We start from the raw sequence: 23,381 nt of genomic DNA on the forward strand, positions 1-23,381 counted from the left end.
TAACGGCGAATGCGGGGCCAAACATAACGGGGCAAGCCGGGTGGACTGCGACCAGGCCAGGTCGTTGTGTCTCAAGTGGGACTTGTCCGTAGATTGTTGAGGTCTCGATAACGCATCGTTACCGAGACGGTGCGCCTCTCGTTGCCTCCGGCCGGTCCCGGCCGGGTCGGATCACTCCGGTCGGGCGGTCACGAAGATCGCGGTGGAAGGCACGTAGTAGCCGCGCACCGGCCCCCACTGGCCCCAGATCTCGGTGTTCTCCTCGGGCCACTCGGGCTCCACGACATCGAGCAGCACCAGGCCGGCGGCCACGATCTCGCGGACCCGGTCGCCCATCGTGCGGTGCGTCTCGACGTACGCCGGCCGACCTCCACCGTCGCGCTCCAGGTAGGCGCGCCGGTCGAAGTAGCTCTGGATGACGCGCAGCCCGGTCTCGTCCGGCTCGTCCGGCAGGCACCAGATCATCGGATGGTTCGTCGAGAACACCCACCGCCCGCCCGGGCGCAGCACGCGGGCGACCTCGCGCATCACCGCGCCGCTGTCCGCGACGAACGGCACCGCCCCGAACGCCGAGCAGGCCAGGTCCACCGACTCCGACGCGATCGGCAGCGCGGTCGCGTCCGCCTGCGCGAGCCCGACCTCGATCCCGGTCCGGCGCCCGAGCGCGGCGCCGTGTGCGAGCTGGCCCGCGGACAGGTCCACGCCGACGACCCGCGCGCCGCGCGCGGTCAGCCAGCGGGCGCACTGCGCCGCGCCGCAGCCGACCTCCAGTACCCGCTTGCCGTAGACGTCACCGAGCAGCCGGGCCTCGGACTCGCGCAGCCCCTCCGGGCACCAGCAGAAGTCGACGTCGCCGAGGAACGCCCCGTGCTCCTTCTGGTAGGCGGCCGCCTCGTCCTCCCAGTACCGCCGGCTCGCGGTCCTGGCCGTCGTCTCGTCGACGTCCTCGTACCGGACGGACCCCGCCTCGCTCATCGTGCATCCTCTACAGAAGGGGATCGGTTCTCCGCCCCCGAACGGCGCCCAGGCGCCGCGGCGCAGCGGTCATCCTGGCATGACGGCGGCACCGATGATGGCGCGGTCGCCGGCCACGCTGACCGGGGAGTAGACGACGTCGGCGCCCCCCTCGGGGTCGAGCAGGCGGCCACGGCGGCTCTCGCCGACCAGCCGGGCCCTGCCTTCCAGCGACCCGACCCGCACCTCGTGCCCCGCCGGCCCGAACGGCCCCGTCCCGGACAGCCCTGACCCGGTCGCGACCGGGGTCGCGTAGACCCGGACGACGGCACCGGGCACGCTCGTCCAGCGCAGCACGGTGCCGCCCGGGGTCCGCTGGCTCTCCAGGTCGGTGACGGCGCGCGGGCGGGGGACCGCGGTGGCGGCCACCTCGGCGCCCTCCGCCAGGTCGAGCGCGAGGGTGCCGTGGACGGCCGGAGCCACCCAGACCCGGTAGCGGTAGGTCGCCCCCGGCTGGACGTCGTGGTCGAGGTACTGCCCGCCGGTGCCGCGGAACCGGCGCATCGCGCCCTGGAACGACGAGGACGGGTCGAAGACCCGCTCGATGACGACCTCGTTCTGGCCGGGCATCGGCCGCCAGGACAGCGCGATCGCGTCGCCGAGCAGGTCGGCGCGCAGCCCGTGGATCCGGGGCGACATGGTTCGGGGCGCGGTGCCGACCGGCGCTGACGCGGACGGCGAGTCCGGCCCGACGGTCATCGTGTGGCCAGACGGGTCGCGCAGCACTGCGACGACCTCGTGCCGGAACGGCACACCCTTGGGGACTCCGGCGTCGACCAGCCCGGTGACGCCGGTCGTGCCGAGACCCCGGGCGCGCCAGCCGTTCGGCGCCGCCGGGTCCGCGACCAGCCGGAACACCCGGTAGACGACGCCGGGGGTCGGCGAGGGCTCCCAGCTCAGCGCGATCGCGCCGTCCTCCTCGGTCGCGGTCAGCTCGCTCGGCGGCGCCGGCCGTCCGCCCGCGGGCTCGGCCCGCGGCGCCGGCCGAGCGGCGGCCAGCACCGGAGGCGCGGTCGTGACCGGGACGGCGACCGGGGCGTCCTGTGGCTGGGTCGTTCCGGCGGGCTGGGCGCGGGTCCGGCGCGGGGCGGACGCGGTCGCCTCCGGGTCGAGGAACGCGACGTCGACCGCGCGGATGCTGTCGATGAAGATCCGGCGCGCGACGGCGACCCGCATCCGGACCGCCGGGTCCTTCTCCAGCAGGCCGATCAGCGCGTCGGCGATCGGTCCGGCCTGCCGTGGGTAGGCGACCGGGGCGAGCACGATCGCCGCCAGCATCGCGCTGAAACTGTCCCGCGCGAACGGCGCCTGTCCTTCTACCGCGAAATAAAGAGTGCCACCGAGACTGAAGAGATCCGACTCCAGCGTGGCCGGCAGGCTGTTCAGCCGTTCCGGGGCCATGTAAAGCGGAGTTCCGATAACGCCGGTCACGGTCAGCGTCGGATCTCCGTCGCCGGTCGCGATGCCGAAGTCGGTGAGCACGATCCGGCCGTCGTTCGCCATCAGCACGTTGGATGGTTTGACGTCCCGGTGGATGATGCCGAACTCGGCCGCGGCGGCCAGTGCGTCGACCATCGCCAGCCCGATCCTGGCCACCTCGACCGGTGGTAGCGGGCCGTCCTGGCGCACGACGTCGAACAGCGACCGTGAGGGCACCAGTTCCATCACGATCCAGGGCAGCCCGCTCTCGAGGACGACGTCAAGAATCGTCACCACGTTCGGGTGGGCGCGCAGCTTGGTCGCGTGCCGGGCCTCGCGCAGCGCGCGCTCGACCCGGTCGGCGCGCTCCTCGTCGGGAACGCCGCCGGCGAACTCGATCTCCTTGAGCGCGACCTCGGCATCGAGCAGCTGATCGAAGGCGCGCCAGACGGTGCCCATCGCGCCCGCGCCCAACGGCGCGAGCAGCCGGTAGCGACCCGCCACCACTCGGTTTGGCCCGGCTGTCACGTCACCCCCACCCAACATGCGGGACGCGCGCCGCCGACGTCCGGACGGTTGAGCATTTCGGCTCTTCCCCGGCTTCGGCGGGAGTTTCCCGCGGCCATTCCATCATCCCGGACGGCAATCCGGAGTGGCACCCCGAACAGCTTCTCGTGTGCGCCTCGCCGGGTCGTCAGCACCCGGTGTACCGGCCGACCGGACCGGACCGTCGATACCTTGTGAATCAGAGTCGCTACCCAGCGTCGCCGGACCCGTGATCGGTCGTCGGCCTGAACGGGTCTCGACGCACCGATCAGACCCGGAAGGACTCCGGCCACAGCGCGACGCCACCCGGCTCGTCCACCGGGCTACGCCCGGTCAGGCCTGTGACCAGCTCGATGAGCTCGGCGTGGTGGTCGGCCGGACCGACGATCACCGCGTCCGGGTGCAGCCTCCGGTAGGCCTCGCGCAGCCCGGGCAGCGCGAGCGCGGCTCGTGGCGTCATCGTGCCGGCCTCCACCGTCAGCAGCGCGGTGGTCAGCGGGCTGGCGTTGCCGTGGAACTGGGAGCGCCCGTCCGGGCCCGGCACCGTGCAGTAGCAGCCCGCCACGGCGAACCGGTAGCCCGCCTGGGCCTGCCACAGCATCGCGTCCGGGATGTCCGGGCGTGGGTAGGGCGCGACGAGCACCCGCGCGCCGTTCGGGATGACGCGTACGGCGGCCGTCGTGAAGAAGGTCGGTGCGCGCATCTCGTGGGCGTGCAGCGGGGCGGGGAACAGCGGTACCAGCACGGCGGCGATGAGTACCGCGGCGCCCGCGCGCCGCGGCGCGGGTCGCTGGCGGACCTGCTCCAGCCAGATCGCCAGCGCCAGCCCGGCGAACAGCGTCAGGTAGAGCGCCAGCCGGGACGGCAACGCGTTGCCGATCACCGGTAGCTTCTCGGCGAGCAGCCAGGGCAGCACGATCCTGGTGATCCGGCCGTCGACGTGCAGATGGCCGCCGAGCGAGAGCACCACGACGATCGCGAACAGCGGGGTGAGCACCCGCACCACCGGATCCCGTCGCAGCCGCACTGACAGGGCGGCCAGCAGCAGGAGAAGCGGCACGCCGAAGTACGCGCTGACCTCCACCGGGTTGCCGGTGAACCGGTGGCTGCGGGCCAGCGCCTGGTTCGGTGCCAGCCACTGAGCCCAGGTGGGGACGGCGAACGTCAGCAGGTCGGAGACCGCCACATCATGAGGCTGGATCGAGCCGCTGACGCGGTATGGCCCGCGGAACTGGATCCACAGCGGCCAGGCCAGCAGCACCGCCGCGACGAGTGCGCACCAGCCGAGTGATCGCGCGAGCGGGCCGACCTGGGCCCGAACCGCGGTCCGGTTCCGCGCCGCGGCGATCAGCACGCCCAGCCCGCCGATCAGTGCCCCGGTCGCCAGCAGCTCCTCACTGACGAGGGCCTGCGCGGCCACCAGCAGCCCGAGCCACAGCCCGGTGCGCCGCGGCGACCGGCGGCCGGTGAACAGGTCGTGGAGCAGCATCAGCAACAGCGGCGGGAACGGTGCGAACGTCAGGTGCAGGTGGCCGCGGGTCGCGCCGATCATGTACGGGCTGAACCCGTAGAGCAGCCCGGCGACGGCCGCCGGCCAGGTCGAGGCCCACCGGCGGGCCGCGCCGTACGCCGCGATGGCCGAGACGGCCGGCGCGAGCGTCAGCAGCGTGTTGAGGGCGACGACGGGCCCGGCGAGCATCGTCACCGGCGTGATCAACAAGGCGAGCAGCACCACGGGGGTGCTCCACATGATGTTGACGCCGTCCGGCGCGTTCAGCAGGTGCGTGACGAAGGGGTTGGACCCGTGCAGCACGGCGTGCGGAACCCAGCCGATGAACCAGGTGAACAGCGTCGCGTCGGACACTCCGTAGCCACGGGCGCCCGGGTCGGCCCACAGGGAGCGCAGCAGCACCGCGGCGAGCACGAGGTAGCCGGCGAAGACGAGTGGCCAGCGTGGCAGCCGGCGCCGCGCGTGCCGGCGGTGTCGGGCACTTATCGGGAGCCCGCCGTCGGTACCCCGTCCGAGCCTGGTCTCGCCGGTCTCCGGAGCGCCCAGCGCATCGTCCGAGCCGACGCGGCCGAGCCGGAAGGGGGCGACGACGCCGGAGCCTTGCTCGGTGGCCGACACGAGTCCTCCTGACGGAGCCGGGCCGCCGGCGGAGCCGGCCGGAAGATCCGGCTTCACCCTGCGTCGTCAAGTCGACGCGCCGCCCGGCACTTTACCCGTATTGGAGTAATCGTCGCTTTGGGTATGCGAACACCCACACTGCCATAGATCGGTCCACTGTCGGCATGGGCGGAGTTTCGCCAGGTAGGCGTGGGAACCGAGCGGACGCGCCGCTGGCCGGAGATCCGTGGTTGTTGTTGCGCCCGGTGTCGCGCAGGAGGGGCGTCAGGCCGCCGTGGGCGGTGCTTCCGGTCGCCATTCGGCGACCAGCGCGCGCCAGTCGCGGTAGCGGGCCACCTGGTAGGCGGGCGCGATGACGCCGTTCGGGTCGTGGATCGCGACGGGGTACCCGACCTCGGCGCGGTAACCGCGCTCGCCGACGATGACCCGCCCGCCCAGTCGAACCGCGCCCGTGACGATCGGACGCCTGGTCCAGCGCGGGACCGGGGCCGCGGCGAGGGTCTCCGGGTCGCGCCAGGCGTAGAGGCCGCAGACGCAGCCGTCGGCCGGGATCACGCCCTGTGCGCCGTCGTCCGGCTGGCGCGTGCCGTCGTCCGGCCGCGAGACCGCGGTGATGGGACCGACGGCGGCGCCGGGTGGCTCGCCGGGGGCATGTGCGTCACGCAGGCAGTACGCCCGGGTCAGCCCGTCCGGGCGCCACAGCAGCAGGCCGGCCGGGAACGGCGTCCAGGGCGTCCAGGCGGGCCGCAGCAGACCATCCCGGTCCACCGCCCACTGCCGCCACCCGAGCAGGCTCATCGCCCGGGCGCCACCGCCGGCTCGGGCTCACGCTCGGGCAACGCCGGCACCGTCAACGGCTCCTCGTCCGGCCACGAGATGGGCTCGTCCTCGACGATGCGCTCGGGCTTGCCGATGTCACCCATGCGTCCAGGGTCCGTGGCGCGGCCGTAGTGGTCAACCCGGATCGATGAACCGGTCGACGGAAACCGTCGAGCGCCCGCCGCTCGAGCCGACCCGATCGAGCCGGGCCGAGCGACCCGATCGAGCCGGGTTGAGCCGATCGAACCGGGCCGGGCCGGCATGGACTGGGGCCGGGCCGGGTTGACCACTGTCGAGGTCGACCGGGAGGGTGGGCGCTGTGAAGGTCAGGATCGGGATCGGACTGGGTGGGGTCTCCGGCACGGAGCTGTCGGCGCTGGTGAAGAAGATCGCCCAGGTCGACGTGGACTCGCTGTGGCTGTCCGAGCAGCTGTCCAGCCGGGCGGTCGACCCGATGATGGGGATGGCCTGGGCGCTGGCCCGGACGAACCGGCTCAAGGTTGGCACCGCCGTCAACGTGCTGCCGGGCCGCAATCCGGTCGTCTACGCCAAGCAGCTCGCGTCGCTGGCGGCGCTCGCCCCGCGGCGGGTGCTACCCGTCGTCGGCCTCGGCCCGGCCCGCCCGGCCGAGCGGGAGGCGTTCCCGGTCCCGGCCGGCCGGCGGGGCGACGTCTTCGACGAGTCGCTCGTCGTCGTGCGCCGCCTGCTGTCCGAGCCCTCCGTCACCCACCACGGCGAGTTCTTCCACCTGGACGGCTTCGCGCTCGGCGACCGTCCGGAACGTCCGCTGGATCTCTGGCTCGGCGGTTCCGGCCCGAAGGCGCTGCGCCGGGTCGGCCGGCTCGGCGACGGCTGGCTGCCGAGCTTCATCACCCCGGCCGAGGCGGCCGCGGGGCTGGCCGCCGTCAACGCCGCGGCCGCCGAGGCGGGCCGCACGGTCGACCCGGAGCATTTCGGCGTCAGCATCCGGGTCGCCCTCGACGGGCCAGCGCCGGACCTGAAGGCCCTGCGGGCGCGCCGGCCGGAGGTCGACCCGGCCGAGTACCTCCCGGTCGGGTGGGCCGCCATCCGGGCGAAGGTCGAGGAGTTCGTCGCCGTCGGGTTCAGCAAGTTCGTCCTCTACCCGGCCGTCCGCCCCGAGGACCTCCCGCCCTTCCTCGACGCCTTCACCACCGAGCTCAAGCCACTGGAGACCTGAGGCCCCGTCGGGGCGGGTCGGGCTAGGTGGCGGTGAAGCCGCCGTCGACGGTCAGGACCTGGCCGGTGGTGTAGGAGCCGGCGTCGCTGGCCAGGAAGATCAGAGCGGCGGCGAGCTCCTCGGGGTCGCCGGAGCGGCCCAGCAGGACGCGCGGGATCTGGGCCTCCAGATAGCCGGGCTTGTACTGGTCGGTCATCTCCGAGGCGAAGAAGCCGGGGGCCAGGGCGTTCACCCGGATGCCGCGGCGCGCCCCCCACTGCTGCGCCAGGTCCCGGGTCAGGCCGATCAGGCCCGCCTTGCTGGCCGAGTACGCCGCCTGCGGCAGGCCCGCGGTGGTCAGGCCCAGGACGCTGGAGATGTTGATGATGCTGCTGCCGGGCTTCATCACCCGACCGCAGGCCTGGGCCATCCAGTAGCAGCCGTTCAGGTTGACGTCGATCACCTGACGGAACTGCTCGGGGGTCTCCCTGGTCGCCGGGTAGGCGGTGCCGACGCCGGCGTTGTTGACCAGCACGTCGACCCGGCCGAAGGCCGCGAGGGCCGCGTCGACGAGCGCCTGGCAGTCGGCCGGCTCCGCGACGTCCGCTCGGACGGCCACCGCCTTGCGCCCGGCGGCCTCGACGACCGCCTTCGTGTCCTCGAGCCGCTCCACCCGGCGGGCGCCCAGGGCCACGTCGGCGCCCGCCTCGGCCAGCGCCTTCGCGAACGCGACACCCAGCCCGGCGGACGCGCCGGTCACGACGGCCACCTTGCCGTCCAGGCGGAAACGGTCGAGCACGGACACAGGTTCTCCCTCAGCACACAACGGACGCGGGGCCGGACATCAGGCTAGTGCCGACGGCCGGCCCCGCGCTCGGGTGGACGAACCCGGGTCAGCTGGACGAACCTGGATCAGCGCAGGATGCCGGTGTGGCCGAGGGAGTAGCGGCCGGGCTGTGGCCAGACAGACATGCCGTGCGGGCCGGCGCCGACCGGGATGCGCGCGAGCAGATGCCCGTCCGCCGTCGAGATGGCGTAGACCTCGCGGTTGTAGCGGCCGGACAGCCACAGCACGCTGCCGTCGGCCGAGACGCCGCCCATGTCGGGGCTGCCGCCGCCGGGGATCTGCCAGCGACCGACGATCCTGCGGGTCGCGAAGTCGATCAGTGAGATCGAGCCCTCGCCCCGGTTGGAGACGTAGAGGACCTTCGCGTCCCGGCTCGGGTAGAGGCCGTGGGCCCCCTTGCCGGTCGGCATGAAGCCGATCTTGGTGAAGGTCTTCGCGTCGATCAGGTGAACGCCGTTCGACTGCATGTCGGCGACGTAGAAGACCTCACCCTGCGGGTCGAGCTTGATGTCCTGCGGCATCCCGCCGATGGTCAGGTAGCCGAGCACCTGGAAGGTCTTCCAGTCGATCTTGACGAGTTTCCCGGAGAACTCGCAGGTGGCGACCAGGAAGCTCTCGTCGGCTGAGTAGTCGATGTGGTCGACCCCGGGGCAGTCCACGTGCACCTGGTGGACGAGCTGCCAGGTCTGCGCGTCGTAGAAGTCGAGCCGCTCGCGGGCCTCGGCGACGACGATCGCGTACTTTCCGTCCGGGGTGAAGTACATGTTGTACGGGTCGTCGACCGGGATGTTCGGGCCCTTGGGCTTGCCGGTCGTCGGGTCGACCGGGGTCAGGCTGTTGGCCAGGTCGTTCGTCACGTACAGCGTCTTCAGATCCCAGGCCGGCACGACGTGCTGCGGGTTCTTCCCGGTGACGTAGTGGTCGATGACCTTGAACGTCGTCGGGTCGATGACGTCCACCGAGTTCTGGTCGCTGTTCGGCACGTACACCAGCTGCCGCTGCCCGGCGACGTTCGGGCTCAGGGCGTTCGCGCCGTCGTGGGAGTAGACGTTGACGCTGGTCGGCGTCGCGGCCGGCGGAAGCTGCGCCGGCATCGTCGTCGTCATGTTCATGCCGGCCATCGGGTCGGACGTCGCGGCCCCGCCGGCGTTCGCGCTGGTGCTGGAGCATCCGGCCGCGAGCAGCACGGCAGCCAGCAGCGCGGCCACCGGGACGGGCCGGATCCGACGGCCGGGCCGCCCAGCGCGCGTCGGCGCGGGGCCGGCGGCCGCCGCGCGGCGATGCCCGCCGAGGCGGGCTGAGCTCGTGGATCTCACGCGGAACACATCCTCCGTGCAGCGCCAGTGCCGTGATTCTTGCCGGGGAGCCTCTCAGGGCAGGTCTGGCCATGGCGCGCCGGGGTCCGGTGCTCGCCGTGGTCCTTCGCCGGAGTGGCGCCGTCTGGCCATCCGAGCGCGGCCCGCTCGGCGCGGAGGCTTCCTGCCCTCCGCGGCGCCGCCGCGAACCTGTAGTGACAGATTGCCAACCTAGTGTGAGCAAGCTGTTGGCGGGCAGACCTGGTGGATGTGCCCGCTTCGCGAACCGCCGGGTTGCTGGTAGGCAGGGAGTATGGACCTTCGGATCTTTGTCGAGCCGCAGCAGGGCAACACCTACGCCCAGCAGCTGGGCGTCGCTCGTGCCGCCGAGGAGGGCGGATTCGACGCGTTCTTCCGCTCCGACCACTACGCGCGGATCGGTGGCGGCGACCCGGGCGTCGGGCCGACCGACTCCTGGGTGACACTCGCCGGCCTCGCCCGGGAGACCAGCCGGATCCGGCTGGGCACGATGCTGACCAGCGCGACGTTCCGCTATCCGGGCCCGCTGGCGATCTCCGTCGCTCAGGTCGACGAGATGAGCGGCGGACGCGTGGAGCTCGGCCTCGGCGCCGGCTGGTACGAGGCGGAGCACAAGGCCTACGCGATCCCGTTCCCGCCGCTGGCCGAGCGGTTCGACCGGCTCGCCGAGCAGCTTGAGATCATCACCGGCCTGTGGACCGCGACGGAGACGTTCAGCTTCGAGGGCCGGTACTACACGGTGACCGACAGCCCCGCGCTGCCGAAGCCGGTCCAGTCCCCACGCCCGCCGGTGATCGTCGGCGGGTTCGGCCCGGTGCGTACGCCGCGACTGGCCGCCCGCTTCGCCGACGAGTACAACGCAGCGTTCCAGCCGGTCGCGGAGGCGGCCCGGCTGTTCGACGGGACACGCCGGTCCTGCGAGGAGATCGGCCGCGACCCGGGCAGCCTCACCCGCTCGGTCGCGCTGACGGTCTGCTGCGGCCGGGACGACGCCGAGGTCGCCCGGCGGGCCGCGACGATCGGCCGCGAGGTGCCGGAACTGAAGGAGAACGCCCTCGCCGGCACGCCGGCGGAGATCACCGCCCGCATCGGCGAGTACGCCAAGATCGGCGCCAACCGCCTGTACCTGCAGCTCCTGGACATGGACGACCTGGACCAGATCGCGCTGCTCGCCGCCGAGGTCCTGCCACAGGTCTGAGACCGCCGGGCCGGGCCGTCGGACGTGGTTCGGCGGCTACCGGCAGGGCGGCCGGAACATGACCAGGACGGTGGGGTTGCGTCGGGCATAGCGGACCGCCGCCCGGGTGGCGGAGCCCGACGCCCACACCAGCGTCCAGTCCACCGGCACCAGCCCGACCACGCCGGCCACCCGCTCGTAGAGGTCGTCCTGGACGGCCCGTTCCGCGGTCTGCGACGCCTGGGCGACCCCGTCCATCCCGAACGCGCAGTACATGCCGGACGTCCAGCGGGCGAACCGCGCCCAGCGGTCGCGCTCGGCGACCACCACGAGCCTGGCGCCCGTGCTCACCGCGAGCTCGGCGGCGAGCAGGACATCGGCGAGCTCGCCTGGGTCGCCCACACGCAGACCCACAATCACACTGCTGCCGGTCGCGACCGTGGTCGCGACGGACCGGTCCTGGGCCTGCTCCACGGCCTCCTCCTCGGGTTGCGCCGTCCGACCTGCTTTGGCCGATTGTGACGTGCCTCATAGGTAAGGGGAAGCCCTATGTCGAAGGAAGCGTGAAAGAACCTGCTTCCGTGCCTCCTAGCGGGGCCCGGGGGAGGTAGTTCCGCATCCCTCGTGGGTCCATACCCGCACCGAAAGGCGTCAGACGCGCGGCTTCCACTGATACGACGGCAGAAAGTCTCATGCCCGCCGGGCCGGAAGGCCCCGTCCGGCGGCCTCGGAGCACGGCGCGTGGCCCGATCGTGAAGCCGCTGGCCGGACCATCCCGGCGACGGCCACCAAAGATGGGAGGCTGCTGGCGGACCCGCGCCGCCGTGGGAGCCAGACGGGGACGTGACGGACGGAACGGAGGCCGGCGTGACGGTCGGAGCCGAGTCGATGCCGGCGCAGCGGGGTGTGGCGGTGGTGACCGGCGGAAGCCGGGGGATCGGCGCGGCGATCGCGGTCGAGCTGGCCAGGAACGGCTGGGACCTGTGCCTGAGCTACCGGACCGACGACGAGGCCGCGGCCGGCGTGCTGGCTCGCTGCGAGGCCGCGAGTGCCCGGGCGGTCGCCGTGCGGGCCGACGTGTCGTCCAGCGCCGACGTCACCGCCCTGTTCGCCGCGGCCGACCGGCTTGGCCCGGTCTCGGTCCTGGTCAACAACGCCGGCATCGTCGACCGGCGCGCCCGCGTCGACGAGATGTCGCCCGAGCGGCTGGAACGGATGCTGGCGGTCAACGTCGTCGGCGCCTTCCTGTGCGCGGGCGCCGCCGTGCGCCGGATGTCGACGCGCTACGGCGGGACGGGTGGCGCGATCGTCAACGTGTCCTCCGTGGCCGCCCGGCTCGGCAGCCCCGGCGAGTACGTCGACTACGCCGCGTCCAAGGGGGCCGTCGACACGATGACGATCGGTCTGGCCAAGGAGGTCGCCGCCGAGGGCATCCGGGTCAACGCGGTCCGGCCCGGGATCATCGACACCGAGATCCACGCCAGCGGCGGCCAGCCCGATCGCGCCGCCCTGGTCGGCCCGAACGCCCCGCTCGGCCGGGCCGGCACCCCCGCCGAGGTCGCCGCGGCGATCCTCTGGTTCTGCCTGCCCGAGTCCTCTTCCTACGCCACCGCGGCCCTTCTCGACCTCAGCGGCGGCCGCTGACCCACCGGTGCCGTCACACCCCGTATCCCGGCCGACGCGACGGGAACCACGGCCGGCGCGTCCAGCAGGTACGCGTGGACGGACCCGGCGCGGCCCTTCACGGTCATCGGGGGCAGCGGCGCGAGCATGGCGGCCAGCGGGCCGCGCAGCGCGGTGACCGTCGGCTCGGAGAGCACGATCTGACCCGCATGGGCAAAGGCCTGCAGCCGGGCAGCGAGGTTCATCGTGTCGCCGACGAGCGTGTACTCGCGGCGGGCCTCCGAGCCGAGCAGCGCGGCGGCCACCTCGCCAGTGCTGATGCCGATCCCGAGCCCGAAAGGCGTCAGGCCCTCCTGCCGCCAGTGGGCGTTCAGCGCGCGCTGGCGGGCCTGCATCGCGGTCGCGGCCCGCGTCGCCCGGGTCTGATGGTCGTCCTGCGGGTAGGGCGCTCCGAAGACGGCGATGACGGCGTCACCGGCGTACTGCAGGACCGTTCCCTCCTCTGCGAGGATCGCCGCGTTCATCTCGCGGCGGTGCGCGTCGAGCAGGCCCGCCAGCACGATCGGGTCGGTGCGCTCGGCGATGGTCGTGTAGCCCCGGATGTCCGACATCAGGACGGTGACCGTCAGCCGTTCGGCGGCCTGCCCGGCGCTGGCGTCCTCCCGCAGCTTCTCGGCCAGGCCCCCGGGCAGCAGCCGGGACAGCGCCTCGCCCTGCTCGTCGCGGCGCACGATCGCGGCGTGCAGCATCCGCAGCTGGCGCAGCGCGCCGGCCCGGCCGGCACTGGCGCCATGGGCGAGCCGCAGCAGCAGAGCGTCGATGGCGGCGTTCACGGCGGCCGGGGTGTCGCCCTGGCCGTCGGCGATCGCCCGGATCGAACGGCCCTCGGCGACCTCGCGCAGCAGTCGCTCCTGGTCGTCGGTCAGGTCGGCGGCGTCCCGGACCGGGCTGAGCACCGCGGCCACGATCCGCGGGTCGAGCATCGCCGCGCCGGCCGCGACCTCCCGGATCGCCCGAACGAGGATCTCCGGGTCGGCCAGCCGCTCCTTGAGCAGGTAGGCGCAGCCACCCGCGTCGGCGCCGGCCAGCAGGCTGATCCCGTACTCCGGCTCGTCGTACTGGGACAGCAGCACGACGCCGGTCCCAGGCGCGCGCCGCCGGATCTCCCGCGCGGCCTCGATGCCCTCGTCGGAAAAGGTCGGCGGCATCCGGATGTCGGTGACCACGACCTGTGGTCGGTGCTCGCGGGCAAGACGGACGAGCTCGTCGCGGTCGGCGGCGACGCCGACCACGGACACCCCGGGCACCCGGGCGAGCAAGGCCCGCACCCCGGCACGAACGATCAGGTTGTCGTCCGCCAGCAGAACCCCGATCTGCTCCATGGTGCTAGTTCAGCCTGGGAGGTGACCCTCTGCACAGGGGGCTGGTCCCACAGGCACGGTGGTGCCAGTACCACCTTCTCGGGCTTTGCGTCCATAGGACCATCGGCGTGGCGCCCGTTTTTGGTCGCCGCGTAGCCCCGGAGGCCTTGCTGTTCCGGCGAATCGGGCGAGACCGGGCATTCGGTGACGCTCCTGGTTGGCCGCCGATGGCCCGCCACCACCGCTCGGATGATCTGGACGAGGTGAGTCGGTTCGGGTTTATTGGGTGCGGCCCCGCTCGGCCGTGCGGTCGGGTGGACGGGTGCGCCGTGCGCCGCGTGGCCAGGCGGCCGCTGGTCGCCATGGTGGCTCGGGATCGGCTGGGTAGCTGTTCGCGTGGCCACGCTTCGGCGTAGCGAGCGCGGTACGCTCCGGCACGCATCGCGGTGCCGGGGGCGTGATCCTCTCCGACGCGGGGGCTTTGTCCAGGCAGCGGAGGCACGCGCATCGGGAGATCGTCCAGGGCTTGGACCGCGAGTTGAGCGTTGCCGGTTGGCTCGCGCGGACCGACACCGCATGGGGGGTGACATGAGCAGCGAGCCGGACGCCACCGCCGCGTCCCTTCCGACGGCCCCGCGGCCGCGGGCCATGCACCCACCCGAGGGCCGCCCGGCCGCCGAGTGGCATCTCGGCCTTCCCGTCGACCATCCGTCCTATCCGGACCCGTCGAACGTCTGGCCGCCGGTGGCGCCGCCGGCCGCGGTCATGACGACCTCGGCCGTGCCGGGGACCGTCGCCCGGTCCGCGACGGTCCAGGCGGCGACCGTCCAGCTGGGGACCGTCCCGCGGGCCGGCGGGGCACCGTCCACGGGCCCTCGGCAGCGCGGCGTGGCGCCAGCCGCCGCGGTGGCGGCCCGGGCCGGCGAGCTGAGTGCGCTCGAGCGGTTCGAGAGCCTGCGGCAGCTGACCGGCACCGTCGCGCACGACATCAACAACCTGCTCTCGGTCATCAGGAACTACGCCGACTTCGTCGCCGACGCGCTCGACGACGGACGGGGGCACGGCGTCGACCCGGCCGGTCCGGCGGGTGCCGGTGACGGCGTCGGCTCGGCCGGTGGCGGTAACGGCATCGGCTCGGCAGGTGTCGGCGGTTCGGTCGGTGTCGGCGGTTCGGTCGGTGTCGTCGGTTCAGACGGTGTCGTCGGTTCAGACGGTGCCGGCGGGTCGGCCGATGGGGGTGGGGCCGCGTCGCCACGGGTGGACGCCCGCGGGGTCCCCGGTGGCTGGGACGCGGTGCGGCGGGACGTGGCCCAGATCCAGCGCGCCGGCGAGCGGGCCGCCGAGCTCGCGGCGGAGTTGCTGGCCGCGGTACGGCGCCAGCCCCTCCTGGTCGGGCCGATCGACGTGAACACGGTCCTGCGCGAGACCGTGGCGATGTTGCGCCGCCCGCTCGGCGCGCGGATCGAACTGCGGATCGAGCTCGACGACACCCTCTGGCGGGTGCGTGCCGATCCGGCGCGGCTGGAGCAGGCGATCGTCAACCTGGCGATGAACGCCCGGGACGCGATGCCGCGCGGTGGCACGCTGACCGTGACCACGGGCAACGTCATGCTGTGCGACGAGCACAGCCCGACCCCCGCAGGCTTCCCGGCCCCCGCAGGCTTCCCGGCCCCCGCCATCCCTGCCGCGGCGGCCGGGTTCGGCGCCGGCGCGCCCGTCTGGTACCCCCACCCGCATCGCCACCCCGCCGGAGGCCCACCCGCCGAGGTGGAGCGGCCCGGTCGGCGCCACGTCGGCGTCTGGATCTCCGACACCGGTGACGGGATGACCCCGGCGACCAGAGCCCGCGCCTTCGAGCCGTTCTTCACCACCAAGCCCGCGGACCGCGGCACCGGCCTCGGCCTCGCGGTCGTGCGGGAGGTCGTCACCGAGGCCGGCGGTGAGGTCCAGCTCTGCTCGACCGTCGGCGTCGGCACCACCGTCAGCCTGCTGCTGCCCGCCGTCGACCAGCCCACCCCGGCTCCGGCTGCCAGTCCCGAGATCTCCGGCCCGGACGGCCCGTGGGCCTACCACCACCGTTCGGACGGCTCGCGTACGGAAGGGCTGCGTTCGGACGGGCTTCGTCCGGAAGCGCTCTGTCCTGACGGTGGTGCCACCACGAGGCCGTCCGCGGTCCGCCGGCCGCACGGTCTGCCACCGCCCGCGATCTCGCGGACGACCCGCTCCTAGCGCGGGGCCCGGCGACGCCTGCCCGGTGGCTTGATCGCTGTTTCGGCCCTCCCATGGTCGCAAAACCGCTGCTGTTACAGCCACACGAGGGCTAAAACAGCGATCTTGCTGATCTCGGGACGAGGCTGGGCCGTCTCGGGACGAGGCCAGGCCGGATCCCGGCGGGCCGGGCGGGGCTGGGCCGGGTCAGGCCAGGGGTGGGGTGGCGGCGTCGAGGTCGGCCAGGCCGAGGGTGGACATCCGCCGGTTGTAGGCCGCGCGACCGGCCTGCTCCAGCTCGAAGGTGCGCCGCGCGCGGTGGCGGACGCGTTCCCGGGCCTCGTCGCTGACGCAGTACCGGGCGAGCACCGTCCGGCCGAGCCTCATGTGGAACTGCTCGTCCGGAAGGATCTTGTCGATCGCCGCGGCGACATCGGCCGGCAGCCGGGGCTTCACCGCGAGCATGGCGTTCGCCGCGCCGATCTCGCCGGTGACATTGTGCGCCGCGACCCGTTCGATCGTGTCCGCCCCGGACGGGTACCAGCCGTCGATCCACTCCTCCCACTCGGGCTCCGGCTTCCACCGGTCCAGGGAGGAGACGCCGCGCCGGTCGAGCGCCCGCATCAGCAGCTGGTAGTGCCGCGCCTCGTCGCGCACCTGCCGGGCGAGCAGTGTGAACGCGTCGAGTTCCGGGGTGTCGGCCAGCCATCGCCCGATGAACTCGGCCGCGCGCTTCTCGTAGTAGGCCTGGAAGCACAGCCACTCGATCAGCTCGGGCTCGCTCATCGGGCGGTTGAAGAACGTGGCCTCCTCGTCGGGCAGTGCCGCGCGGGCCTGCTCGATGGTGGTCACCAGGGCGTCGTAGAACCTGTTCGGCGCCGTCGAGCCCGGCGGCCGTCCGTTCTCGCCGCTCGTCCGTACCGCGCTCACCGTTGCGTCCTCGCTGCCGTCGGGTCCGTTCCCACGGTCGCCGCGACGGCGGAACCGTGGGGAAGGTCAGGGGCCAACCTCGTGGCGGGGCGCCTCATCGCTCGCCCTGCGCCGGAATGGCCATGATGAGCGCCGTGTCGACGCCGACCGGGCCGAGGCCGGCCGCGCCGCCCGGCTCCCGCAGCGGCGCCGGCTGCCCGGGCAGCGGCTGGTAGAAGAACGACGCCGCGTCCTGGATGTGGGCGGTGTCCGGGTCGGCCGGGTCGAGGTCGCGGTCCCAGCTGATCGCGTCGACCGGGCAGCTGCGGGCGCAGGCACCGCAGTCGATGCACTCCTCCGGGTGGATGTAGAGCTTGCGCGCGCCGGTGTAGATGCAGTCGATCGGACAGTCCTCCACGCAGGACTGGTCCATGATGTCGACGCACGCGGCCCCGATCACGTAGGCCATAACCGGCGCGCCTACCGGGCCTGGGAGGTCAGCGCCGGGCCGGCTCCGGCGGGCATCCCGAAGCGGGCGGACTCGGCGGCGGCCTCGGCCGCGGCGCTGCCGGCCCGGCGGCGGGGCAGCCCCGCCGCGTCCGCCTCGGCCCCGGCGCGCGCCTCGGCGGCCGCTACCGCCGCCCGGCTGAACGGTCCGGTCGCCTCGATCCAGGTGCCACCGCGCACGCAGCCGACGGGGGCAAGCCGGCGATTGCCGGCCACCGTCTCGAAGCCGTCGGAGAACGCGGCCGGCCCCTCGTCGACCCGCAGCACGCTCACCTCGGCGGCCCGGCCGACGCCGAGGGTCCCCAGCACGTCCGAGCGGCGGATCGACGCGGCGGAGTTGACCGTCGCCATCGCGATCACGTCGGCGAGTGGGACGCCGAGGGCCCAGATCTTCGACAGTGTCTCCGGCAGCGAGTAGACCGGGCCGTCCTCGTTGAAGAGGTTCAGGTCGGTGCTGATCGTGTCCGGTGCGTAGCCGAGGTCCAGCAGTGCCCGGGCGGCGGCGAACCGGAAGTCCGAGCCGGAGTGGCCCAGGTCGAGCCGGACCCCCCGGGCGACCGCGTCGGCGAACACCGGGTGCACGGCGACCTGGTCGGCCGCGGGACGCCCGGCCCCGCCGGAGTCGCCGCCGGGCGCGCCGTTCACCAGCGCGCCCGAGTGGCCGCGGAAGGCGTGCGTGACGATGTCGCCGGGGCGCAGCGCCGCCAGCGCGTCCAGGTTCGTCAGGCTCTTCGTGTACGGATACTTGCCAAGATGGATCATGATCGGCAGGTCGCCCGCGATGGACTTGGCGCCTTCCAGGAACGGCGAGACCCGGTCGTCCTCGGTGGTCGTCGCGCGGACCTTGAAGCCGATGACGTAGTCCCGGTTCTCCTCGACGGCCGCCGCTGCGGCGTCCAGGTCGAGGTTGCGCGGGTCGTTGGCGATCTCCAGGCGGTGCGCGATGAAGTCCTTCGTCGCCAGGTAGAGCAGGCACGGGTCCATGAAGGCGAGCACCCTGGTCCGCACCCCCGGGCCCTGCGCGAACGCCCGGGAGATGCCCAGCGTCCGCACGCCCGAGGTGCCGCCGTCGACGACGACCGGGACGCCGACCTCGACGCCGGCCCGGTCCGGGTGGACGCAGAAGTCGCCGAGGCCGGGGTACACGTGCACATGGAGGTCGATGAGGCCCGGGGTGACGACCAGGCCGGTGCAGTCGATGACCTCGACGGGCCCCGCGGGGGGTCGGGACACCGCCGAGGCCGCTGTGGTGGCGGGTGCGGCCATGACACCGGGGGCGGCCGTGGCGCCCGGCGCCGCATAGGCGGCTCCCGCGCCCGGTCCGACCGCGACGATCCTGCCGTTCGCGCAGACCACGTCCGCGATCCCGTCGAAGCGGCTCGCCGGGTCGATCACTCGGCCGCCGGCGAGGACGGTGACGCCCGTCGCGTCGCCGGGGGCGGACTGAGGGGATCCGGCCGGGAGGTTCGGGTCGCGCATCTGTCTCCGATCAAACCCGCGGGGCTGGCCTGGCCGGGTCTCGGCACGGCCGGACAGCCCTGGACTGCGAACGAGGTGCTGGTGCCCATGGCCGACCGGGACAGGCGGAGGCTGGCGGGAACACCGGTTGTGTGGCGAGCCACGGCGTCGTTGCCAGGCGGGTGATCTGTCAGGCCGGTGAGTTGCCAGACCGGTGAGCTGTCAGACCGGTGATCGTGGGCGCTCGCTTCGTCGCGAGTCACCACGGTCATCGTCTCTTCTTCCTGACCCGAGGTCCAAGACGCAAACCCACCTGGAGCTATAGAAAACTCCTATGGATGCCCCACGGGACTCAAAGGCGGGCGGTCCTGGGCCCACCGGTCCGGCCGCGGCCCCGAAGCCGACCGGCCCGGGGCCCCGGCAGCCGTGGCTGGATCTACGGCAGGTGGCCTACTTCGTCGCCGTCGCCGAGGAGCGGTCCTTCACCGCGGCGGCGGCCCGGCTGCTGGTCGCCCAACCGTCGCTGTCCCAGCAGATCCGGGCCCTGGAACGGCAGCTCGGCGCCGAGCTGCTGGAGCGCTCCAGCCGGGGCGCGCGGCTCACGCCGGCCGGCCGGGCCTTCCTCGACGCCGCCCGCGGCCTGCTCGCCGACGCCGGCACCGCGGTCATCCGAGCGCGCGCGGCCGCCGGCCTGGACGGCGGCACGCTGCACATCGCCACGCTGACCTCGCTCGCGACCTGGGTGCTGCCGGACGCGATCGCGCGCTTCCGGGATCGCTTCCCGGACGTGCCGCCGCGGCTGACCGAGTTCCCGGACCGGCTCGGCCTGGAGGAGTTCATGGCCGAGGGCCGGGCCGACCTCGCGATCGGCGCCCGACCGCCGGACTGGGCCGGGCCGGTGCGCTTTCTCGGGGACGAGCGCTACGCGCTGGTCGTGCCCGCGAGCGACCCGCGGGCCGGGACGGCCGGGGTGCCGCTTCGCGCGTTCGCCGCCGTCGACTGGGTGCTGTACGCGCCAGGGCATGGCCTACGGACGCTGGTACTGGAAGCCTGCGGGGCCGCCGGTTTCACCCCGCGGACCGCCGTCGAGACCCGCACGGTCGACGCCGCCGCGCGGCTCGCGGCCGCCGGGCTCGGCGTGGCGCTGGTGCCCGACGCCGCGGTGCGCGCGGATCTCGCGGCCCATCGGGTGCGGCTGGCGGACGCGCCGGTCGTCGCCGTCGTGGGTTACGCGCGCACGGCCTTCCCGCCGGCCGCGGCCGCCTTCCTTGACCTGTTCAGCACGCTGCAGGTCCCGGGGCTCGTGCATCCGCCCGCGGCGCCCTGATCTCGGCCGGCGGTGGCCGGGCCGCTCGAGAACGGACGCCCTAAATCCGGCGCGGGGCGTCCAGGCGGCCCTGGGCAACCGGCGACGGGGTCCGCCGTGGCCAGCTGAGCGACGCCCGCCAGGGGCCGCCGGGCTGCTCCTCGGTGATCCGGGCGCCGACGATCGCCGCGACCCGGCGCAGCCGGCCGGTGCGGGCGACGGCGTCGTGAGCCGCGTCGAGGCTGGTCGCCGAGCACGGATCCGGGGCGGCCCAGAGCGTCAGGGTGACGCCGTCAGGGCCGGACCGGACGGTCACGCTGGCGCGCCGGGCCGGCCGCCACGGGTCGCTCTCCAGCAGCAGCAACTGCACCGCGGACAGGACCTCGGCGACCTCGGCCCGGCTCGGCGGCGCGTCGTCGACGTCGAGGACGGTCTCCAGCTCGCGGGCGAGCGTCCCGCGCACCCGGTTCGTGAGGGCCGTCGTGAGGATCTTGGATGCGTCACTGCCGGCGCGGAACGCCGGCGCCGGCAGCTGCAGGGTGGTGATCGCGTCGCGCAGCTGGGTCTCGACGGCGGCGAGCTTCTCAGCCGCGGCCCCGTCAAGCGTCCGGCGCACCGCGGCGCAGGTCAGCAGGACGGCGGTGAGGTCCTGGATCGGGCCGTCGTGGAAGGCGTCGCACAGGTGCTGGCGCTCGCGCTCCTGACCGGCGGCGATCAGCCGCAGCAGCAGCCGGGTGGTGTCGCTGACCGGATCGTGGGCCTGTGCCTGTGCCTGGACCGGGGCGACGGCGACCGCCGGGCGGCCCACTGGGCCCACGGCGGTGGCCCGACCGGTGCCGGTGGCGGTGTGAAGGGTCACCTCGGTGACGCACCGCTGGGCTGAATGTCACCCAACGCACGTACGGCGGCCGACAGGTCGTCGGCGGTGAACGGCTTGTACAGCACGGCGACGTCCGGCGGCAGGTCGTCGTCGATGCCGCCGGTCAGCAGCAGGCAGCGGGCCGGCATCGACGGGTCCTGGGAGCGCAGCCGCTCGATCAGGTCGGTCCCGCGTTCGGCGCCGAGGCGCACGTCGATGATCAGCGTGTGGTAGTCGGCCACGGGGAAGGCGAGCGCGTCCTCGACCGACGCCGCCGCGTCGACCTCGTGCCCATCGTGGCTAAGCAGCCGGCTGACCAGCGTCCGGATCATGTCGTTGTCGTCGACGATCAGCGCGCGCCCTGGGCTGTAGGGCCGCGTCCCGATGGCTCGCACAGGAACACCTCGCTCGCCGTGGCCTCGCTCGAGCGTGGGGGGTTCCGCTCGAACGCATCTCCGTCATCTTCGCGCCGCGTTCCGGGCCCGGACCACTCGTTCCGCGCGGACGTCGTCCGCCCGGCGCCAGCGCCACCCAGCCAGGAGCACTCCGCCAAGCCCGGTCGCGTCCGGCCGCCCGGTCCGAGCGACCGGTCGGCCCGAGTAGCTGACGGCCGGTGACCCGTCACCCGTCTGACCAGGACCTCGGTCGACGGGGGTAACGAGCCGGCTACACCATACGGCAGGCGCCCCGTCGCGGACATCCCCCGGAGGGGACATTTGGGGGTCACGTCAATAGAGACATTCGGTCCATCTGTGCCCGTGAATCTGGCCGCGGTGTCCCGGATGCGGCAAACTGTCGGTGACCTGTATCACATCCATGCTGGCTCGAACGGGCCGGATCGACGGTGCCGGTCGCGAGCCACGCGGAGATCTGGTGGGTTGCGCGCCCGATGGCCGGGCCTTACGGTTTCGCGCACTGACCGGCCCGGCCGCGCGCGGTCCTGGCTCTCGGCGCCGAGAGGACACGGTGGCAGCAATCATGATCAGCACGATGCAGGACGTGCCGCTGGGCATCAGGCGGCTGCTGGAGCATGCCGTCACGGTGTATCCCGACCAGAAGCTGTTCACCGCGCAGGGGGACGGCAGCCTGACGGTCGCCACGTTCGCCGAGGCCGGCGCCAACGCGGCCCGGCTCGCGCACGGGCTCACCGAGCTGGGCGTCACGGCCGGCGACCGGGTGGCCACCCTGATGTGGAACAACGAGGAGCACATCGAGGCGTACTTCGCCGTCCCCGCGATGGGCGCGGTCCTGCACCCGCTGAACCTGCGGCTGCCCGGCGAGCAGATCGCCTTCATCGCCAACCACGCCGAGGACCGGGTGCTCCTCGTCGACCACACGCTGGTCCCGGCCCTGGTCGCGCTGCTGCCGGCGATGAAGACGGTCGAGCACGTCGTCGTCAATCACGGCGCCCTCGACGCCGCCGCGGTCGGCACGGACCTGGCCGCGATCGCGACCGCCGCGGGCCGCCCGGTCGAGGTGCACGACTACGCCGGCCTGATCGCCGGGCGCCCGGACACGTTCGACTGGCCGGAGGTGCCGGAGACGACGGCGGCCGCGATGTGCTACACGTCCGGCACGACCGGCGACCCCAAGGGCGTCGTCTACAGCCACCGGTCGATCTTCCTCAACGCGATGGGCTCCGCCCTGCCGTCGATGATGGGCATCTCTTCGGCCGACCGGGTGCTCGCGATCGTGCCGCAGTTCCACGTGCTGTCCTGGGGGCTGCCGTACATCGCGTTCCTCGGCGGTACCGAGCTGGTGCTGCCCGGGCCGTTCCTGCAGGCCCAGCCGCTGGCGAAGATGATCGAGAAGACCCGGGTGAACAAGGCCGCCGGTGTGCCGACGATCTGGCAGGGCCTGCTCGCCTATCTGGAGGCGAACCCGGGCGCAGCCGACGTCTCGTCGCTGAAGGAGGCCGTCGTCGGCGGTTCGGCCTGCCCGCCGTCGCTGATGGAGGCCTACGACCGGCTCGGGATCACCCTGATCCACGCGTACGGCATGACGGAGACCTCTCCGCTGGTCACCGTCGCCCGTGCGCCGGCCGGTCTGACCCCCGAGGAGGCCTGGCCGTACCGGCTTACCCAGGGGCGTTTCGTCGCCAACGTCGCGGCCCGGCTGGTCGGTGCCGGCGGCGAGATCCTGCCGTGGGACGACGCGAGTGCCGGCGAGCTGGAGCTGCGCGGCCCCTGGATCGCCGGCTCCTACTACTCCGGCGGCGTGCTGACCGGCGACGGGGCCGGGGGCGGCGACCCGGAGAAGTTCCACGACGGCTGGTTGCGGACCGGAGACGTCGGGCACATCAGCCCGAACGGCTACCTGACGCTGACCGACCGGGCCAAGGACGTGATCAAGTCCGGCGGCGAGTGGATCTCGTCCGTCGAGCTGGAGAACCTGCTGATGGCGCACCCGGCGGTCGCCGAGGCCAGCGTCATCGGCGTGCCGGACGACCGGTGGGGCGAGCGGCCGTTCGCGCTGGTCGTGCTGCGGCCGGGCGTCGAGGCGACGTTCCCCGAGCTGCGGGAGTTCCTCTCCGGCAAGGTCGCGCGCTGGCAGGTGCCGGAGCGCTGGCAGGTGATCGCGGAGGTGCCCAAGACCTCCGTCGGCAAGTTCGACAAGCGGCGGCTGCGCCAGCAGTACGCCGTCGGCGAGCTGGTGGCCGAGCTGGTTCCCGCGCCCTGACCCCCGCCTC

The 23,381-nt window shown here is 73.3% G+C and carries 20 protein-coding genes; 6 read left to right on the top strand and 14 right to left on the bottom strand.

Annotated features, from left to right (window positions below; translation table 11 throughout):
• Positions 1-171: 171 nt before the first annotated feature.
• The 5 genes from I6A60_RS23855 to I6A60_RS42920 form a co-directional block, all read right to left on the bottom strand.
• Positions 172-975, bottom strand: coding sequence for a class I SAM-dependent methyltransferase (locus I6A60_RS23855; protein WP_203021496.1), 804 nt, complete (start codon positions 973-975; stop codon positions 172-174).
• Positions 976-1,044: 69 nt separating this feature from the next.
• On the bottom strand, positions 1,045-2,979 hold the full coding sequence (locus I6A60_RS23860; protein WP_203021497.1) for a serine/threonine-protein kinase: 1,935 nt from the start codon (positions 2,977-2,979) through the stop codon (positions 1,045-1,047).
• A gap of 268 nt (positions 2,980-3,247) precedes the next feature.
• Positions 3,248-5,107, bottom strand: a complete 1,860-nt coding sequence (locus I6A60_RS23865) for a hypothetical protein (protein WP_203021498.1) — start codon at positions 5,105-5,107, stop codon at positions 3,248-3,250.
• Positions 5,108-5,371: 264 nt separating this feature from the next.
• Positions 5,372-5,905: a hypothetical protein gene (locus tag I6A60_RS23870; protein ID WP_203021499.1), complete on the bottom strand. Its 534-nt coding sequence runs from the start codon at positions 5,903-5,905 to the stop codon at positions 5,372-5,374.
• Complete coding sequence (locus I6A60_RS42920) at positions 5,902-6,030, bottom strand: hypothetical protein (protein WP_255545252.1); 129 nt, start codon at positions 6,028-6,030, stop codon at positions 5,902-5,904. The genes I6A60_RS23870 and I6A60_RS42920 overlap by 4 nt, the downstream gene beginning before the upstream one ends.
• A 215-nt stretch (positions 6,031-6,245) precedes the next feature.
• Here I6A60_RS42920 and I6A60_RS23875 point away from each other — a divergent pair, with 215 nt between their 5' ends.
• A complete protein-coding gene (locus tag I6A60_RS23875) occupies positions 6,246-7,124 on the top strand; it encodes a TIGR03854 family LLM class F420-dependent oxidoreductase (protein ID WP_203042575.1) in 879 nt (292 codons plus the stop codon).
• 22 nt (positions 7,125-7,146) lie between these two features.
• Here the strand turns inward: I6A60_RS23875 and I6A60_RS23880 are convergent, their stop codons facing one another.
• Together I6A60_RS23880 and I6A60_RS23885 are read right to left on the bottom strand one after the other, a co-directional pair.
• Positions 7,147-7,908: an SDR family NAD(P)-dependent oxidoreductase gene (locus I6A60_RS23880; protein WP_013427822.1), complete on the bottom strand. Its 762-nt coding sequence runs from the start codon at positions 7,906-7,908 to the stop codon at positions 7,147-7,149.
• Positions 7,909-8,015: 107 nt separating this feature from the next.
• Positions 8,016-9,266, bottom strand: coding sequence for a YncE family protein (locus I6A60_RS23885; RefSeq protein ID WP_203021500.1), 1,251 nt, complete (start codon positions 9,264-9,266; stop codon positions 8,016-8,018).
• Between the two features lie 292 nt (positions 9,267-9,558).
• On the opposite strand from I6A60_RS23885, the gene I6A60_RS23890 reads away from it, so the two are divergent.
• Positions 9,559-10,482, top strand: coding sequence for an LLM class F420-dependent oxidoreductase (locus I6A60_RS23890; RefSeq protein ID WP_203021501.1), 924 nt, complete (start codon positions 9,559-9,561; stop codon positions 10,480-10,482).
• A gap of 36 nt (positions 10,483-10,518) precedes the next feature.
• Here the strand turns inward: I6A60_RS23890 and I6A60_RS23895 are convergent, their stop codons facing one another.
• A complete protein-coding gene (locus I6A60_RS23895; protein ID WP_203021502.1) occupies positions 10,519-10,935 on the bottom strand; it encodes a hypothetical protein in 417 nt (138 codons plus the stop codon).
• Positions 10,936-11,349: 414 nt separating this feature from the next.
• On the opposite strand from I6A60_RS23895, the gene I6A60_RS23900 reads away from it, so the two are divergent.
• A complete protein-coding gene (locus tag I6A60_RS23900) occupies positions 11,350-12,105 on the top strand; it encodes an SDR family NAD(P)-dependent oxidoreductase (protein ID WP_203021513.1) in 756 nt (251 codons plus the stop codon).
• Here I6A60_RS23900 and I6A60_RS23905 read toward each other — a convergent pair.
• Positions 12,063-13,466, bottom strand: coding sequence for an adenylate/guanylate cyclase domain-containing protein (locus tag I6A60_RS23905; RefSeq protein WP_203021503.1), 1,404 nt, complete (start codon positions 13,464-13,466; stop codon positions 12,063-12,065). The genes I6A60_RS23900 and I6A60_RS23905 overlap by 43 nt on opposite strands.
• Positions 13,467-14,033: 567 nt before the next feature.
• Here I6A60_RS23905 and I6A60_RS23910 point away from each other — a divergent pair.
• On the top strand, positions 14,034-15,674 hold the full coding sequence (locus I6A60_RS23910) for an ATP-binding protein (RefSeq protein ID WP_203042418.1): 1,641 nt from the start codon (positions 14,034-14,036) through the stop codon (positions 15,672-15,674).
• A gap of 186 nt (positions 15,675-15,860) precedes the next feature.
• On the opposite strand, the gene I6A60_RS23915 is transcribed toward I6A60_RS23910, so the two are convergent.
• The 3 genes from I6A60_RS23915 to I6A60_RS23925 form a co-directional block, all read right to left on the bottom strand.
• The gene (locus tag I6A60_RS23915) at positions 15,861-16,583 is read right to left on the bottom strand and encodes a hypothetical protein (RefSeq protein ID WP_203021505.1); all 723 of its coding nucleotides are present in this window, start codon (positions 16,581-16,583) and stop codon (positions 15,861-15,863) included.
• Between the two features lie 94 nt (positions 16,584-16,677).
• Complete coding sequence (fdxA, locus tag I6A60_RS23920; RefSeq protein ID WP_203021506.1) at positions 16,678-17,031, bottom strand: ferredoxin; 354 nt, start codon at positions 17,029-17,031, stop codon at positions 16,678-16,680.
• 11 nt (positions 17,032-17,042) lie between these two features.
• Positions 17,043-18,548, bottom strand: coding sequence for an amidohydrolase/deacetylase family metallohydrolase (locus I6A60_RS23925; RefSeq protein WP_203021507.1), 1,506 nt, complete (start codon positions 18,546-18,548; stop codon positions 17,043-17,045).
• Between the two features lie 424 nt (positions 18,549-18,972).
• Between I6A60_RS23925 and I6A60_RS23930 the strand changes: the two genes are divergently transcribed.
• Positions 18,973-19,854 carry a LysR family transcriptional regulator gene (locus tag I6A60_RS23930; RefSeq protein WP_307873835.1) on the top strand — a complete coding sequence of 294 codons (882 nt, stop codon included), beginning with the start codon at positions 18,973-18,975 and terminating at the stop codon, positions 19,852-19,854.
• 40 nt (positions 19,855-19,894) lie between these two features.
• On the opposite strand, the gene I6A60_RS23935 is transcribed toward I6A60_RS23930, so the two are convergent.
• Both I6A60_RS23935 and I6A60_RS23940 read right to left on the bottom strand, forming a co-directional pair.
• A complete protein-coding gene (locus I6A60_RS23935; protein WP_203021509.1) occupies positions 19,895-20,692 on the bottom strand; it encodes a histidine kinase in 798 nt (265 codons plus the stop codon).
• Positions 20,689-21,087, bottom strand: a complete 399-nt coding sequence (locus I6A60_RS23940; RefSeq protein WP_203021510.1) for a response regulator — start codon at positions 21,085-21,087, stop codon at positions 20,689-20,691. Before I6A60_RS23940 ends, I6A60_RS23935 begins: the two co-directional genes overlap by 4 nt.
• A gap of 583 nt (positions 21,088-21,670) precedes the next feature.
• Here I6A60_RS23940 and I6A60_RS23945 point away from each other — a divergent pair.
• The gene (locus I6A60_RS23945; RefSeq protein WP_203015901.1) at positions 21,671-23,371 is read left to right on the top strand and encodes a long-chain fatty acid--CoA ligase; all 1,701 of its coding nucleotides are present in this window, start codon (positions 21,671-21,673) and stop codon (positions 23,369-23,371) included.
• Positions 23,372-23,381 lie beyond the last annotated feature (10 nt).

It is taken from the genome of Frankia sp. AgB1.9, from assembly GCF_016786355.1.
Classification (GTDB): Bacteria; Actinomycetota; Actinomycetes; order Frankiales; family Frankiaceae; genus Pseudofrankia.